We start from the raw sequence: 15,429 nt of genomic DNA, 5'->3' as shown, positions 1-15,429 counted from the left end.
ACACGCTTTATGCATTCCCGATGAGAATGCCCGCCGCCAGAACCAGCCCGCCGCCAACGACGACCTGAAGGGCGGCGCGGAGGAACGGCGTGTCCATATATTTGTTCTGGATGAAGGCAATCGCCCAGAGTTCGATGAACACGATGGCAATGGCCGTGATCGTCGCCGTCAGGAAGTTCGGGATGAGGTAGGGCAGCGTATGGCCGAGACCACCGAGCGCCGTCATGATGCCAGAAGCCAGACCGCGCTTGATCGGCGAACCGCGACCGGACAGCTTGCCGTCGTCATGGGCGGCTTCCGTGAAGCCCATGGAAATGCCAGCGCCCACAGAGGCCGAGAGGCCGACGAGGAAGGTCTGCGTCGTATCCTGCGTCGCGAAGGCCGCCGCGAAGATCGGCGCGAGCGTAGAGACCGAACCGTCCATGAGGCCGGCAAGGCCAGGCTGCACATAGGTCAGCACGAACTGCCGTCGGGCCGTCTCGTCCTCCTCCGAGCGGGCGTCGTCCGGCAGATGCTTTTCTTCCAGCATCGAGGCGACATCGCTATGGCCCTGTTCGGCAAGCGCCAGATCGCCCAGCAGCTTGCGGATGCCGGTGTCCTGCGCCAGCTTCTGCGCTTCGAGATAGAAGCGATAGGCGCCCTGCTCCATGCGCTCTGCCTCCTCGCGCATATCGTCCAGCGTCTTCGTTTCCATCAGCCAGTCCGGCGAGCGCTCGTAGAAGCCGCGCACATGATCGCGGCGGATCAGCGGAATGCGCGTGCCGAAACGGCTTTCGAACATGTCGATCAGCATGCGGCGATGGGTATTCTCCACCTCCGCCATGTCATCAAAGACCTTGGCCGATTGCGGATATTGCGCACGCAGCTTGTCGGCATAGGCCAGATAGATGCGCGCATCGTCCTCTTCGGACGAGATGGCAAGCGCGAGGATTTCAGCTTCGCTCAGGCTGGAAAAGTCACGCTTCTTGGAGCGGTCAAAAAGTCGGGCAATCATGGGGAGGTCCTTTTTAGAATAATTCTAATCTAGACACTCATCCCCGCGCAGTCAACGCTTATCCTCTCCCCTTGTGGGAGAGGATAGCTCGCCCCAAGAGGCACAGCCGATTGGTCTGGCGAGCTTGGTGAGGGGTGAATTGTGGCAGATGCCGGGTTTGAATCGTGACCCCTCACCTGGAAAATCTAGCACTTAGCTGAAGCTAAGATGCTGATTTTCCTTCCTCTCCCACAAGGGGAGAGGAGGCCGGGCGCTTGTAGCGCACCGTATCGAAGCGGGCGGAGAGCCCATCATAGAGCAGCAGCCGGCCAACCAGCGGGTCGCCCGCGCCGGTGACGAGCTTGATGACTTCCATGGCCATCAGCGTGCCGATGACGCCGGTGACGGCGCCCAGAACGCCGGCTTCGGCGCAGGTGGGCACCATGCCTTCCGGCGGCGGCTCGGGGAAGAGATCGCGATAGCCGGGTAACAAACGGCCATCCGCACCCTGTTCATAGGGCTTCAGCACAGTGACGGAGCCATCGAAACGGCCGACCGCGCCCGTCACCAAAGGAATGCCGGCCTTTTCGGCCATATCGGCGCAGAGATAGCGGGTGGCGAAATTGTCGGAGCCGTCGGCCATGAGATCGTAACCGGCCAGCAGGTCCGGCGCATTTTCGGCACTCAGGCGCAGGTCATGGCGGATGACTTTGACATGCGGATTGATGGCGGCAACGGCGGCGGCGGCACTGGCGGTCTTTGCCTCGCCGATGCGATCCGTCGTGTGGATGACCTGACGCTGGAGATTGGAGAGCGACACGGTGTCGTCGTCGCAAATGCCGATCGTGCCTATGCCCGCGGCGGCGAGATACTGGATGAGCGGCGCGCCGAGCCCGCCGGCGCCGATGACCAGCACGCGGGCGGCTTTCAGCTTCTGCTGACCCGGCCCGCCGATTTCCGACAGGACGATATGGCGCGCATAGCGGCCGATCTCGTCCTTCGAAAGCGGTTCAACAGTTTCGCCCATGCTCATGGCGCATCCTCCCGCGTGACCGTGCCGTTGCTGACGCGGAAGAATTCCGCGCGCTCGCCCAGGCTCTTGAACATTGCCGCATCCGTGCCGGTCATGAAAGCCTGTCCGCCGATATCGTGGACGAGATCGAAAAGCGTGGCGCGGCGGTTTTCATCCAGATGTGCGGCAATCTCGTCCAGCAACAGGATCGGCGCATGGCCGGTCATGCGGGCGGCAAGGCGGGCATGGGCGAGAACGAGGCCGACAAGCAGGGCTTTCTGCTCTCCGGTCGAGCAGCGTTCGGCCTCGATATCCTTGGCGCGATGGCGCACGAGAAGATCGGTCTTGTGCGGGCCTTCCAGCGTGCGGCCGGCTGCCGCATCACGCGGGCGGTCACGGCCGAGCGCGAGGCGGTAATCGTCTTCGAGATCGGCAGCCACACGGCCTTCGCCATCTTCATCCATAAAGCCGGCGAGCGACAGGGCGGGAACCGGGAAGGCCGTTTCCGGTGCACCCTCCTCCACCAGTCGCGCAAGCAGGCCCAGCATTTCGCGCCGCGCCAGCATGATGGCGACGCCGAGGCCTGCCATCTGCTCTTCCAGCCCGTCGAGCCAGGTCGTATCCCAGCGGTTTTCCGAGAGCAGCCGGTTGCGGCTTTTCATGGCGCGCTCGAAATCGCTGGCGCGGCGACCGTGGGTCGGATCGATGGAGAGAACGAGGCGGTCCAGAAAGCGGCGGCGGTCGGAGGAGCCGCCGGTGAAGAGGCCATCCATGGATGGCGTCAGCCAAAGGATGCGCAGGTGGTCGAGCAGGTCATCGATGGCGGGGGCCGAGACGCCGTTGACGCGCAGCCGGCGCGAAACCGCGCCTTCCGGCCCCGTTTCCGTGCCAGTGCCGATATCGGCCTCGCCATTCATGCCTTCGACGGCGGCAAAGACGGTGAAGCCCGCCTCCGCACCATTGCGCACGACTTCGGAATAGGCCGCACGGCGGAAGCCCCGGCCGGGCGACAGGAAGGAGACCGCCTCCATGAGATTGGTCTTGCCCGAGCCGTTATCGCCGGTCAGCACGACATGGCGGCCATCGAAACGCAGCCCGGCCGAGGCATAGTTTCGAAAGTCGGTCAGCGCCAGGCGATGGATTGCGGTCTTTTCGGGCATGTCTCACGGGACTTGATTGGCTCGGCTGCGACGGATAGCAGGTGGGCAAGGCCAAGGCAAAGCCCGCTTGCAGCCGCAAATCCTTGCCGCACAGAAGATTCCTTGCGCGGGCGGTTGCGTATTTGCGGGAGCGCGGTTATAAGCCCCCGTCCGAACGGTCCGGCAGGGCATGCCGTGGCCGTTCTAAATGCTTGTGAAAAGGCCTCATCAGCCATTTCCGAAACCACACCAAGAACGGAGTAGCAAAATGCCCAAGATGAAGACGAAATCGTCTGCCAAGAAGCGGTTCAAGATCACCGCTACGGGCAAGGTCAAGGCGGCTGCCGCTGGCAAGCGCCATGGCATGATCAAGCGGACCAACAAGTTCATCCGCGACGCACGCGGCACGATGGTGCTGGCGGAGCCGGATGGCAAGAAGGTCATCAAGAATTACCTGCCCAACGGTCTCTGAGACTGAGCAGCGTTTTCAAAGCTTTAAGGAGATCATGACATGGCACGTGTAAAGAGAGGCGTCACCTCGCACGCCAAGCACAAAAAAGTACTCAAGCAGGCCAAGGGTTTCTACGGCCGCCGCAAGAACACGATCCGCACCGCAAAGGCTGCCGTTGATCGTTCCAAGCAGTGGGCGTACAAGGACCGCAAGATCAACAAGCGCAATTTCCGCGCTCTGTGGATCCAGCGTATCAACGCCGCTGTCCGCGAACAGGGCCTGACCTATGGCCGCTTCATGGATGGCCTGCACAAGGCTGGCATCGAAGTTGACCGCAAGGTTCTGTCCGACATGGCAATCCATGAGCCGGAAGCATTTGCTGCCCTCGTTGCCGCATCGAAGAAGGCTCTTGAATATCTCAAGACTGCCGGCACGACCGGTGAGTTTGAAGGCGCGGTACGTTAAGTTCCAGCGCTTCCCAAGCTTATTTGAGACAAATATTGGGAAACCCGCGCTGGCAGGGCTAGCGCGGGTTTTTCTTGTTTCAGGCGTCATGAAGGCGGGCTAACCAGCTTTCTCCATGACGCAACATCCAAAGACGGTGAGATGCATGTCCGATCTTGAAAGTCTGAAATCCACGCTGCTGAACGAAATCGAGGCAGCGGCCGACGAAGCGGCAATCGAAGCCGTCCGCGTCAATGCGCTGGGCAAGAAGGGTTCGGTTTCCGAGCTCCTGAAGACGCTGGGCGCGATGAGCCCGGAAGAGCGCCAGACGCGCGGTGCCGCCATCAACGTGCTCAAGAACGAGATCACCGAGCGGATCACGCAACGCAAGAGCGCGCTTAAGGACGCCGCCATTGCCGCGCGCCTTGCCGCCGAAAGCGTCGACGTGTCGCTGCCCGTGCGCACCTCGCCGGCAGAGCTTGGCCGCATCCATCCGATCACGCAGATCGTTGACGAGATCTCCGCCATTTTCGGCGACATGGGCTTCTCGATTGCCGAAGGTCCGGATGTCGAGACCGACTATTATAACTTCACCGCCCTGAATTTCCCCGTCGGCCATCCGGCGCGCGAAATGCACGACACGTTCTTCTTCCCGGCCGACGAGAATGGCGAGCGCAAGGTTCTGCGAACACATACCTCGCCCGTGCAGGTGCGGACGATGGAAGCGCAGAAGCCGCCGATCCGCATCATCATTCCCGGCAAGACCTATCGCCAGGATAGCGACGCGACGCATTCGCCGATGTTCCATCAGGTCGAAGGGCTTGTCATCGACAAGAAGGCGAATGTGGCGAACCTGCGCTGGGTGCTGGAAGAGTTCTGCAAGAGCTTCTTCGAAGTCGACAGCGTGACCATGCGCTTCCGCCCGTCCTTCTTCCCCTTCACGGAGCCGTCCTTCGAGGTCGATATCCAGTGCGACCGTTCGGGCCCCGTCGTGAAGTTCGGCGAAGGCAAGGACTGGATGGAAATCCTCGGCTGCGGCATGGTGCATCCGAACGTGCTGCGCTTCGGCGGCATCGATCCGGACGAGTATCAGGGCTTCGCCTGGGGCATGGGCCTCGACCGCATCGCCATGCTGAAATACGGCATGCCGGATCTTCGCGACTTCTTCAACGCCGATATCCGCTGGATCAACCACTATGGCTTCCGCCCGCTTGACATGCCGACGCTGTTCGGGGGGTTGAGCGCGTGAGGCCATGCCGACCCTTTTGATATGGCACGGCTATAAATTCAGGTTCTACGCGCTCGATCGCGGAGAACCGCCACATGTTCATGTCGTCAAGGACGGCAAGTCGCTGAAGGTCTGGCTCGAGCGAATGGAAGTGTCAAGGAATGTCGGTTACACTGATCGCGAGATCGAGCGTGTGCTGGCAGTGATTGCCGAACATCGCAAGGAATGGATGGAGGCATGGAATGGCTTCTTTGGAATTTGAAACCGAGGAAATGCGCCCGGTGAAGGCATGGTGCGACGAGCATGATGTGCACGTCACCCTGTTCGACGGCAGGACTATTTCCGCGCCGCTCTGGTGGTATCCCTTCCTGCAGGGGCTTAGCCACGATCAGCTGAACGACATCGAACTGATGTTCGAGGGCATCTGGTGGACTGCTGTTGACGAAGGCATCTCGATCAAGAGCATGTTTCTCGGCTCAAAAGCACCCGGCGCAACGGAACCGAGGAAGGTGGCGTGAGCATAGAAGCTTAGCGTCAGACGATCCGATTATTTTGAAGGCAAGACGATGAAATTCACACTCTCCTGGCTCAAGGATCACCTTGAAACCGACGCCACGCTGGATCAGATCTGCGAGAAGCTGACGGCCATCGGCCTTGAGGTCGAGGATGTCGATGATCGTGCGGCGTTCAAGCCTTTCACCATTGCCAAGATCGTCACCGCCGAAAAGCATCCCGAAGCCGATCGGCTGAAGGTGCTTGGCGTCGACAAGGGCGATGGCAAGCTGATCCAGATCGTCTGCGGCGCGCCGAATGCGCGGGCAGGCCTGATCGGCGCGCTTGCGGAACCCGGCACTTACGTTCCCGGCATCGATGTCACGCTCGGCGTCGGCAAGATCCGGGGCGTCGAGAGCCACGGCATGATGTGCTCCGAGAAGGAGCTGATGGTTTCAGACGATCACAACGGCATTATCGATCTGCCGGCGGATGCGCCGCTTGGGACCTCTTACGCCGCCTATGCAGGCCTTGACGATCCGGTCATCGAGATCAACCTGACGCCGAACCGGCCGGATTGCACGGGCGTTTATGGCATTGCGCGCGATCTCGCCGCTGCCGGTCTCGGCACGTTGAAGACCCGCAAGGCGCCGGCTTTCAAGGTCGAGGGCAAGACGCCGGTCGAGGTCAAGCTCGACTTCGCATCCGACGACACGCATCTCTGCCCCGGCTTTGCGCTTCGCCTCGTGCGCGGTGTCAAGAACGGCCCCTCGCCCCAATGGATGCAGAAGCGGCTGACCGCGATCGGCCTTCGTCCGATCAATGCACTGGTCGACATCACCAATTACATGACCTTCGATCAGGCGCGTCCGCTGCACGTCTTCGACGCTGCCAAGGTTGCCGGCAATCTCGTCGTTCGCCGCGCCAAGGCTGGCGAAAAGGTGCTGGCGCTCGATACGCGCGAATATGAGCTGAATCCGGCCAATGTTGTCATCGCCGATGACAAGGGCGTGGAATCCATCGCCGGCATCATGGGCGGCGAGCATTCGGGCTGCGATGAGAACACGGTGGATGTTCTGGTCGAATCCGCGCTTTGGGACCCGCTGAACATCGCCAAGTCCGGTCGCGAACATGGCATCATCACCGATGCGCGCTATCGCTTCGAGCGTGGCGTCGACCCGGAATATATGGTGGCCGGCCTTGAGCGCGCGACCGAACTGGTGCTGGAGCTTTGCGGCGGCGTCGCAGCCGAGGCCAATGTCGTCGGCTATGCCGGCTACAAGGCAAAGTCGATCAACTTCCCGGTTTCCGAGGTGAAGCGCCTGACGGGCATCGATGTGCCGGCAAAGGAATCGCGCGACATTCTCGTCAAGCTCGGCTTCGGCGTTGAGGGTTCGGGCGAACAGCTGAAGGTTTCGGTCCCGTCCTGGCGTCCGGATGTGGATGGCAAGGCCGATCTCGTCGAAGAAGTGCTGCGCATCCATGGCGTCGAACAGGTCAAGGCACAGCCGCTTGACAGCCATGGCGTGGTCAACGGCAAGATCCTGACCACGCTGCAGATCCGCACCCGCGCGGCCAAGCGGGCTCTTGCCGCGCGCGGCATGGGCGAGGCTGTCACCTGGTCCTTCATTCCGGCCGAACACGCCACCCTTTTCGGCGGCGGCAGCGCTGCCCTGAAGCTTTCCAACCCGATTGCCGCCGACATGTCGGACATGCGTCCCTCGCTCCTGCCCGGCCTGCTTTCGGCAGCGCAGCGCAATGCGGCGCGTGGCTATGGCGACGTGGCGCTGTTCGAAGTGTCGGGCACCTATGAAAGCGACCGGCCGGAAGGCCAGCGTCGCGTGGCCGGCGGCGTGCGTCGCGGCACGGCAACGCTCGCCGGGGCCGGCCGGATGTGGTCGAACGGCAAGGCGGGCGGCGGCAAGGCTGTCGACGTTTACGATGCCAAGGCCGATGCGCTGGCGGTGCTCGAAGCCTGCGGCATGCCGATGGGCAACGTGCAGATCGAAAAGGGTGGACCGGACTGGTATCACCCCGGCCGCTCCGGCACGATCAAGATGGGTCCGAAGGTGATCCTCGGCACGTTTGGCGAGTTCCATCCGAAGGCGCTCGATGCACTGGACGTTGGCGGCGCGCTTTGCGGCTTCGAGGTCTATATCGACGCGATCCCCGAGCCGAAGAAGAAGGCTACCAAGACCAAGCCTGTGCTGGAACTTTCGCCTTTCCAGGCTGTGCGCCGCGACTTCGCCTTCGTGGTCGACAAGTCGGTGGAAGCCGGCGCGATCATCCGCGCCGCGGCCTCTGCCGACCGCAAGCTGATCGGCGCGGTCAATGTCTTCGACATTTTCGAAGGCGCATCGCTCGGTGCCGACAAGAAGTCGGTCGCCATCGAAGTGACGATCCAGCCGGCGGAACGCACGCTGACGGACGAGGATTTCGACGGCCTGACCAAGCGCATCATCGCCAATGTCGAGAAGACGACGGGCGGGACGCTGCGGGCTTAACGCCCAGCATCAATCGGAATGCGAGGCCCGGCCGAAAGGTCGGGCCTTTTCACGTCAGCAACTGCGTTGCGTAACCTTGGCGATCGAGCAGGTGGACAGCTTTTTCTATCGAAGGAAACGAAGGTTTCGCCGCCCTGCCTGCGGCCCTCATACGCGATGACGCCATCGGCGAAATCACCACCCTGCTGGAGGCATGACAAACCCACCTCGACCGCCGTCCTATCAATTTCGACGTTGTCGATATGCAAAAATGACCTTACGGCCTCGAGAACTTTCGTGCGGGGCATCTTGTACATCCGCAGAAGAACCCAGACGAATTCAAGCATGGTTTCGTTTGTGATGACAACGCGCCGCGATTGAGCGAGCACGGCCGCCGCTGTGTTGCGCTGTTCAATATCGTCACCCACATAGGCGCGGACCAGAACATTGGTATCAGCGACAATATTCATTCGCCAATTCCGGCACGCGCCCAAGAATCGGCGATTGCCTCGTCAATCTCTTCAATCGTGAAGACTTTGCCCTGAGCGCTGTCGTGAAGCATCCCCTCGACATCCCTGAATGTCAGTTTACGCTCACCCGCCGCAGCAATCTCCGCCCTTCCGCCCGGCAGAAGGTTCAACTCCACCCTGTCGCCCGGCTTGGCGCCGAGATGCTTCACCACGTCTTCATCAACGATGATCTGGCCTTGCGGGTTGACTGTGAGTATGGTCATGGCAAACCTCTTTGAGCCTAAAGGTAGTGCGAAAATGCCTTTGCTTCAATCGGCCACAATCAAAGCTGCGAGACACCATGAAGATCATCTATTCCGAGAAGCACAAGCTGCGCGACGCCAAGACTGAACTGCATGGCGGCGAGCTGGTGAAACCCTTTGAGGGGCCGTTTCGGGCGGAGTGGATCCTGGAGGCGGTGCAGGCGGCCGGCTTCAAGGATGTGTCTGCGCCAGCCGATCATGATCTCGACGTCGCGATGAAGGTGCATGATCGCGGCTATCTCGAATTTCTGGCGACCGCCTGGGATCGCTGGGCGACGGAAGGGTTTGCCGGCGAGGCCATTCCGGTGACGCTGCCCGTGCGGCGCACCCAGATGGCGCGCGTACCGCGCAATATCGATGGCGCGCTCGGCTACTATGCCAATTCGGTCGAGACCTCGATCAGCAAGGGTTCCTATGAGGCGGCGCTGTCGTCGCAGTCCTCGGCACTCGAGGGCGCGGACTGGCTGAACAAGGGCAACAAGAGCTGCTTTGCGCTTTGCCGTCCGCCGGGCCACCATGCCGGCATCGACACCTATGGCGGCTATTGCTTCATCAACAATGCGGCCGTCGCCGCGCAGCGGCTGCTAGACCACGGTGCCAAGCGCGTGGCCATCCTTGATGTCGATTTCCATCATGGCAATGGCACACAGGACATCACCTATCGCCGCGACGACATTTTCTTTGCCTCGCTGCATGGCGATCCGGTCGATGCCTTCCCTTACTTTCTCGGCTATGCGGATGAAACCGGCGAAGGGCCGGGCGAAGGCTTCAACGCCAATTATCCGATGCCGCCGGGCACCCCCTGGAGCGTCTGGTCGCAGGCGCTGGCCGATGCGCTTTCCCGCATCAAGGCCTATGGCGCAGAGGCGATTGTCGTGTCTCTTGGCGTCGATACGTTCGAGAAGGACCCGATCAGCTTCTTCAAACTGACCAGCCCGGACTTCATCAAGATGGGCGCGATGATTGCGGGCAATGGCGTACCGGTGCTGACGCTCATGGAAGGCGGCTATGGCGTGCCGGAGATCGGGCTCAACGTCGCGAACGTCCTGAAGGGCGTTGCCGGGGGCGCATAACTCCTCTAGGTTGATATCAACAAAAGAGGAGAGAGCCCATGACCATCACCGTCGAAACGAAAGTCGCTGCTGACATAGCATCCGTCTGGCACGCCTACACGACCCCCGACGACATCGTGGCCTGGAATGCGGCCTCCGACGACTGGCATACGACCAAGGCGACCGTGGAACTGCATGAGGGCGGGCAGTTTTCCTCGCGCATGGAGGCAAAGGACGGCTCGCAGGGCTTCGATTTTGCCGGCACCTATACGCGGATCGTCCCCTATGCCGTGATCGAATATGCGTTTGGAGAGCGCAAGGCGCGTGTCGATTTCGTCGAGGATGCCGACGGGGTGACGGTCACTGTCGCCTTTGATTCGGATGGTGAGTACCCCGAAGACATGCAGCGCGCCGGATGGCAGGCGATCCTCGACAATTTCAAGCGGCATGTGGAAGCAAAGCCCCGGGGCTGACACGAACTAACGGCTTTCGACGAAGATTTGCGCGGACGATGGATCAAATCGCCCGCGAATCTGGTTTACTGCCTGAGGGGAACGGGAACCGAGAACTTCCCATTCCCGATTTCAAGCAGGATTGGAACCGGACATGCCGACACATTTGCACAGAGCCTTCATCGCCATTGCCAGCATCGCCTTGCTGGCCTCCTGCCAGACAGCGCAGAGCCCGAAGGCCGAGGGGCATTTAAGCAAGCGCTGGGAAGGCAAGCCGGTTGCGGAATTCGAACGCCGGTTCGGCAAACCCGCCTCCGCCAGCGGCACCAAGCTCACATGGAGCGTGACCCGCGACGAGGTCACGCCTGCGCACGAACGCTCCTTCGGCATCGGCGTCAGCGGCGTCATGATCGGCGATCCGCTGAAGAACAAGGTCGAGGCGAAATCCGAGCGGAAGAGCTGCACCATTCAGGTCTCTGTCAACAATGGCACGATCGCCGGTATCGACATCATCAAGGACGACTCGACCCGTCAGGCCGCCTCGCTCTGCCTGCAGAGCTTCGGCTAAACCGAAGCCCGCAAGCGGCGACCATCAATCATCCAGACCCTTGCCGGCCATGATCTTTGGCCGGCATTTTTCAATGCGGCTCAGGCGCGTTGCTGATTGCTTAGCCGACGAAATATTTAAGAAATAGATGCAGCATCCAGCTCCAGCTCGATCCGCATGGCGCTCGTCCTCAGAACGGGAACTTCATGCCCGGCGGCAGCGGCATGCCGGCGGTGAGTTCGGAGAGCTTGGCCTGAGCCTGGGCTTCGCCCTTGTCCTTGGCAGCCTTGTGGGCGGCGACGATCAGGTCTTCGAGGATTTCGACGTCGTCTTCCTTGAACATGGACGGATCGATCTTGATCGAGGTCATGACGCCCTTGCCGTCGAGATGGACGGTCACCATGCCGCCACCGGCCTGGCCTTCGATGTCCATGGCAGCGATCTCGGCCTGGACCTTCTCCATCTTGGACTGCATTTCCTTGACCTTGCCCATCATACCCATGATGTCGCGCATAGCCAACTCCTTATGTTATTGAATAGAAATCAGAATTCCACGTCGTCGCCGGGAAGCACGTCACCTTCTTCGGTGACGGCATCGGCGGGCGCCGGCTTGTTTTCCTCGTCTTCCGTCTCGTCCTTGCGCACGCGCACGTCCATGATCTTGGCGCCCGGAAAGCGCTCGAGAATGGCGGCGATATCCGGATCGGCGCGGGCGTCGAGGAGACGGGTTTCCTTCTCCATCGCCTCCTGCTGAACCAGCGTCGGCTCGCCCTCGTCGCGCGACAGGATGACCAGCCAGCGAATGCCGGTCCATTTTTCAAGCCGGGCCTGAAGATCGTTGACCAGCGAACGCGGCGCGTCGGCGCCCAGCCGGATTTCCAGCTTGCCGGGCTCGATGCCCACCATATGCACATGCTGGCGCAGCAGCGTGCGCAGAACCGGTTCGCGGTTCTTGGAGCAAAGCTCGACGATGTCCTTCAGCGAGCCGATCTTGACCAGCATTTCGGGCGCGGCGCGCTGCTCAGCGCGCGGGGCCTCGACGGGTTGCGTCTCGGCTGCCGTTTGCGGTGTTGCGACCGGATCGGCTTTCGGAACGGCGCGCAGCATGGCGGTCGGGCCGCCGGTGGAGCCGCGCGGGCTCATCGACTGGCCGACGGCATTCACATGGCCGCCGCCCTGCATGGAGGCCCCGCCACCGCCGCCATTCGGGCGCGTTGCGGATGGCGTATCGACGGCGCTGCCATTGGCGTATTCGGCGAGGCGACGCGCCGCGTCTTCCGGCGAGGGAAGATTGGCGGCATGCGCGATGCGGATCAGCACCATTTCGGCCGCCGCCTGCTGGCGAGCGGCACTTTCAGTTTCCGGAATGCCCTTCAAGAGCATTTGCCAGATGCGCGACAGCGTCGAGACGGCGAGCGTCCTGGAAAATTCCGCGCCGCGCGTCCGCTCGGCTTCACTCAGCGACGGATCTTCAGCGGAGGCCGGGGCGAATTTGAAGCGCGTGACCAGATGGGTGAAATCGGCCAGATCGTTGAGCACGGCAACGGGGTTTGCCCCCGCCTCATACTGGCCGGCAAATTCATTGAGCGCGGCTGCTGCATCGCCGCGCGCCAATGTGTCGAAGAGATCGACCACGCGGGCTCGGTCGGCAAGGCCGAGCATGGTGCGGACCTGCTCGGCAATCACCGCGCCGCCGCCATGGGCAATCGCCTGATCCATCAGCGACAGGCCGTCGCGAGCCGAGCCTTCGGCCGCGCGCGCGATCATCGCCAGTGCTTCAGGTTCGGCCTCGATGCCTTCCTTGCCCGCGATGGTCGAGAAGAGATGCACGAGGTCGGCCGCAGAAATGCGGCGCAGGTCGAAGCGCTGGCAGCGCGACAGAACGGTAATTGGAACCTTACGGATTTCAGTCGTCGCGAAGATGAATTTCACATGTTCCGGCGGCTCTTCGAGCGTCTTCAGCAGGCCATTGAAGGCCTGCGTGGAGAGCATGTGGACTTCGTCGATGATATAGACCTTGTAGCGCGCCGAAACCGGGCGATAGCGCACCTGCTCGATGATCTCGCGGATATCGTCGATGCCGGTGTGGGAGGCAGCGTCCATTTCGACGACGTCGAGATGGCGGCCTTCCATGATCGCCTGGCAATGGATGCCAAGCTCTTTCAGCTCGATCGTCGGCTTGTCGATCGTGTCGGTCTTGTAGTTGAGTGCGCGGGCGAGAATGCGGGCGGTGGTCGTCTTGCCGACCCCGCGAACGCCGGTCAGCATATAGGCCTGCGCAATGCGGCCGCTTTCGAACGCATTGGTCAAGGTCTTGACCATCGGCTCCTGGCCGACCATCAAGTCATTGAAATCCTTGGGACGATATTTGCGCGCGAGGACCCGGTAGCCGGTTTGCTCCTGAGTGTCCTTTTCGCCGCCGCTCATGGCCCGTTGCCTTTTAATTTCGCCCGGCAACCGGGCATTCATCAAGATGAGAGGTGGGAGGCCAGCACGATGACCCGTGCCTGAACTCGTTAGGGCTGCTTCCTTCCGGACCTGACCCGGTTGGCGAGTGGTCCGTCCACCACCAGCCTCCCGACCTCCATATCGGCAATCTTCATTCGAAATGCAAGCAGAATGACGAAAAATCCCCGTATCGCGTGCTTGATGGCAGTGGCAAATCACGCATACACTTGCGCCAAAAGAAAATTCGACGGGAGTGCAGCCTTGGAGAAATTCGAACCCGATGCGCGGCTCACGCGCAACGCGACGCTGGTTGCCAATCTTGGCCTGTGTCAGTTGCGCCTTGTCGATGACAGCCGCTGGACCTGGCTGACGCTGATCCCGCAGCGCCCTGACATTTCGGAGATTTTCGAACTGACGCCGCTCGACCAGACCATGCTGACCTTCGAGACCAATCTGGTCGCCAGTGCGCTCAAAAGCGTCACCCGATGCACGAAGATCAATGTTGCGGCGATCGGCAATATCGTGCGACAGCTTCACGTCCATGTTCTCGCGCGCAATGAAGGCGACGCCAACTGGCCGGGACCGATCTGGGGCTTCGGCGAAGCCGTACCCTATGAGCAGGAGGCGCGCAAACACCTTGCCGACACCATTCTGAAAGCGCTGAGTTCATGAAAAGTCCGATCTTCGATCTCGCGGCCCCGCATGCGGAGCCGTCAAGCCTGACCGCCTTTGCAGAAAACGCCCTGATCCGCGACACGGAGAACCGTGACGACGATTGTCTTGAGAGAGCCTTCGCCACGGAGGGCGTGCACGCCTATGCGATCGTCGACGGCCGCATGATCCTGAAACATGACCGGCAGGTGCTCGATCCGCTGTTTGCGCCTTATGAGCTTGCAGCGCTTGATCCCGACCCGGACAATGCCGTGCTGCTCGGCCATCGCGAGACCGGCGAGCCGCGCATCGCCATGCCGGTGAAGATCAATCCCGATCAGCTGCCGGACCTCTACAAGGCGGCGACGGCGCGCGGCATCTATCGCGAGAATATTCTCGAAGGCGCGATGCTGGGGGAAGCCGCACAGGCCTTCTCGCTCGTGCACTGGAACATGACGCATCGTTTCTGCGGCAAATGCGGCGGGGCGACGGTCGCCAAGGCGGGCGGTTACAAGCGCGCCTGCGAGGCCTGCGGCAACATGCTTTTCCCGCGCACGGATCCTGTCGTCATCATGCTGGTGATCGACGAGGAGAATGATCGCTGCCTGCTGGGGCGCAATGTGCAGTTTCCCGAGGGCATGTATTCCTGCCTAGCGGGCTTTGTCGAACCCGGCGAAACGATCGAGAACGCCGTGCGTCGCGAAACCTTCGAAGAGGCAGCCATCCAGGTCGGGCAGATCCGCATCTATGCGTCACAGCCCTGGCCGGTGCCGCATTCGCTGATGATCGGCTGTTTCGGCCGGGCGGAAAGCCGCGACATCACCTTTGACCAGAAGGAACTGGCCGATTGCCGCTGGTTCACGCGCGAGGAAACAGAGGCGATGCTGAAGCGCACGATGGGCGAGCCGGGCTCGGCGCCGCCCAAGGGCGCGATTGCGCATCGGCTGATGCGCGACTGGCTGGACTGGCCGGAGGCTTGAGAGACCCTCCTCTCCCCTTGTGGGAGAGGAAGCGATTTCAACATCTTAGCTTTAGCTAAGTGTTAGAAATCGCCGGTGAGGGGTTCGTTTTCGTGCACTGGCATTTACCGCAATCTACCCCTCACCAAGATCGCCGAACCAATCGGCTTCGCCTCTTGGGGCGATCTATCCTCTCCCACAAGGGGACCATTGCATAACTCGCACTTGTTGGGATTTTGAGGATTGAAGACGCAGCTTTTCGAGCCCGGTTGTTGATTTTCCGGGCTTTTGGGTTGTTCTTTGTCGGCTTTGGGTGGTTTTGGGCG

At 61.4% G+C, this 15,429-nt stretch carries 18 protein-coding genes and 1 other RNA gene; 11 read left to right on the top strand and 8 right to left on the bottom strand.

Going from position 1 to position 15,429, the window contains the following annotated elements; all coding sequences use genetic code 11:
• Positions 1-7 precede the first annotated feature (7 nt).
• The 3 genes from mbfA to recF form a co-directional block, all read right to left on the bottom strand.
• Entirely contained in the window at positions 8-994 is a 987-nt protein-coding gene (gene mbfA / locus LQK84_RS06425; protein WP_230827874.1) for an iron exporter MbfA, read from the bottom strand.
• 202 nt (positions 995-1,196) lie between these two features.
• Entirely contained in the window at positions 1,197-2,006 is an 810-nt protein-coding gene (gene moeB / locus LQK84_RS06420; RefSeq protein WP_230827873.1) for a molybdopterin-synthase adenylyltransferase MoeB, read from the bottom strand.
• Complete coding sequence (recF, locus tag LQK84_RS06415; protein ID WP_230827872.1) at positions 2,003-3,145, bottom strand: DNA replication/repair protein RecF; 1,143 nt, start codon at positions 3,143-3,145, stop codon at positions 2,003-2,005. The genes moeB and recF overlap by 4 nt, the downstream gene beginning before the upstream one ends.
• A gap of 247 nt (positions 3,146-3,392) precedes the next feature.
• Between recF and rpmI the strand changes: the two genes are divergently transcribed.
• The 6 genes from rpmI (at position 3,393) to pheT (ending at position 8,243) form a co-directional block, all read left to right on the top strand.
• Positions 3,393-3,596: a 50S ribosomal protein L35 gene (rpmI, locus tag LQK84_RS06410; protein WP_230827871.1), complete on the top strand. Its 204-nt coding sequence runs from the start codon at positions 3,393-3,395 to the stop codon at positions 3,594-3,596.
• A gap of 39 nt (positions 3,597-3,635) precedes the next feature.
• On the top strand, positions 3,636-4,040 hold the full coding sequence (gene rplT, locus LQK84_RS06405) for a 50S ribosomal protein L20 (protein ID WP_230827870.1): 405 nt from the start codon (positions 3,636-3,638) through the stop codon (positions 4,038-4,040).
• Between the two features lie 145 nt (positions 4,041-4,185).
• Positions 4,186-5,268: a phenylalanine--tRNA ligase subunit alpha gene (gene pheS / locus LQK84_RS06400; RefSeq protein WP_230827869.1), complete on the top strand. Its 1,083-nt coding sequence runs from the start codon at positions 4,186-4,188 to the stop codon at positions 5,266-5,268.
• A 4-nt stretch (positions 5,269-5,272) separates the two neighbouring features.
• Positions 5,273-5,509: a DUF4160 domain-containing protein gene (locus LQK84_RS06395; RefSeq protein WP_230827868.1), complete on the top strand. Its 237-nt coding sequence runs from the start codon at positions 5,273-5,275 to the stop codon at positions 5,507-5,509.
• On the top strand, positions 5,490-5,765 hold the full coding sequence (locus LQK84_RS06390) for a DUF2442 domain-containing protein (protein ID WP_230827867.1): 276 nt from the start codon (positions 5,490-5,492) through the stop codon (positions 5,763-5,765). The genes LQK84_RS06395 and LQK84_RS06390 overlap by 20 nt, the downstream gene beginning before the upstream one ends.
• A 48-nt stretch (positions 5,766-5,813) precedes the next feature.
• Positions 5,814-8,243, top strand: a complete 2,430-nt coding sequence (gene pheT, locus LQK84_RS06385) for a phenylalanine--tRNA ligase subunit beta (RefSeq protein WP_230827866.1) — start codon at positions 5,814-5,816, stop codon at positions 8,241-8,243.
• On the opposite strand, the gene LQK84_RS06380 is transcribed toward pheT, so the two are convergent.
• Positions 8,240-8,692 (bottom strand): type II toxin-antitoxin system VapC family toxin, encoded by a 453-nt coding sequence (locus tag LQK84_RS06380; protein ID WP_230827865.1) that lies wholly within the window; start codon positions 8,690-8,692, stop codon positions 8,240-8,242. The genes pheT and LQK84_RS06380 overlap by 4 nt on opposite strands.
• Positions 8,689-8,955 (bottom strand): AbrB/MazE/SpoVT family DNA-binding domain-containing protein, encoded by a 267-nt coding sequence (locus LQK84_RS06375; RefSeq protein ID WP_230827864.1) that lies wholly within the window; start codon positions 8,953-8,955, stop codon positions 8,689-8,691. Before LQK84_RS06375 ends, LQK84_RS06380 begins: the two co-directional genes overlap by 4 nt.
• A gap of 77 nt (positions 8,956-9,032) precedes the next feature.
• On the opposite strand from LQK84_RS06375, the gene LQK84_RS06370 reads away from it, so the two are divergent.
• The 3 genes from LQK84_RS06370 to LQK84_RS06360 all read left to right on the top strand — a co-directional run bounded on the left by LQK84_RS06370 (position 9,033) and on the right by LQK84_RS06360 (position 11,066).
• A complete protein-coding gene (locus LQK84_RS06370) occupies positions 9,033-10,067 on the top strand; it encodes a histone deacetylase family protein (RefSeq protein ID WP_230827863.1) in 1,035 nt (344 codons plus the stop codon).
• A gap of 38 nt (positions 10,068-10,105) precedes the next feature.
• The gene (locus tag LQK84_RS06365; RefSeq protein WP_230827862.1) at positions 10,106-10,519 is read left to right on the top strand and encodes an SRPBCC domain-containing protein; all 414 of its coding nucleotides are present in this window, start codon (positions 10,106-10,108) and stop codon (positions 10,517-10,519) included.
• A 133-nt stretch (positions 10,520-10,652) separates the two neighbouring features.
• A complete protein-coding gene (locus LQK84_RS06360; RefSeq protein WP_230827861.1) occupies positions 10,653-11,066 on the top strand; it encodes a hypothetical protein in 414 nt (137 codons plus the stop codon).
• Positions 11,067-11,235: 169 nt separating this feature from the next.
• On the opposite strand, the gene LQK84_RS06355 is transcribed toward LQK84_RS06360, so the two are convergent.
• From LQK84_RS06355 to ffs, 3 genes are all read right to left on the bottom strand, one after another.
• Positions 11,236-11,559 carry a YbaB/EbfC family nucleoid-associated protein gene (locus tag LQK84_RS06355; protein WP_230827860.1) on the bottom strand — a complete coding sequence of 108 codons (324 nt, stop codon included), beginning with the start codon at positions 11,557-11,559 and terminating at the stop codon, positions 11,236-11,238.
• 29 nt (positions 11,560-11,588) lie between these two features.
• Positions 11,589-13,472, bottom strand: coding sequence for a DNA polymerase III subunit gamma/tau (locus LQK84_RS06350; protein WP_230827859.1), 1,884 nt, complete (start codon positions 13,470-13,472; stop codon positions 11,589-11,591).
• Between the two features lie 53 nt (positions 13,473-13,525).
• Positions 13,526-13,623: signal recognition particle sRNA small type (gene ffs / locus LQK84_RS06345), an RNA gene on the bottom strand.
• Positions 13,624-13,754: 131 nt separating this feature from the next.
• On the opposite strand from ffs, the gene LQK84_RS06340 reads away from it, so the two are divergent.
• Positions 13,755-14,165 (top strand): HIT family protein, encoded by a 411-nt coding sequence (locus LQK84_RS06340; protein WP_442966895.1) that lies wholly within the window; start codon positions 13,755-13,757, stop codon positions 14,163-14,165.
• A complete protein-coding gene (nudC, locus tag LQK84_RS06335) occupies positions 14,162-15,124 on the top strand; it encodes an NAD(+) diphosphatase (protein WP_230827857.1) in 963 nt (320 codons plus the stop codon). Before LQK84_RS06340 ends, nudC begins: the two co-directional genes overlap by 4 nt.
• The last annotated feature ends 305 nt before the right edge of the window (positions 15,125-15,429 follow it).

It is taken from the genome of Rhizobium sp. C4 (assembly GCF_021026315.1).
Taxonomy (GTDB): Bacteria; Pseudomonadota; Alphaproteobacteria; order Rhizobiales; family Rhizobiaceae; genus Ensifer_A.
The sequence above is the reverse complement of the archived record's forward strand: the minus strand, read 5'-3'. Positions and strand labels throughout refer to the sequence as shown.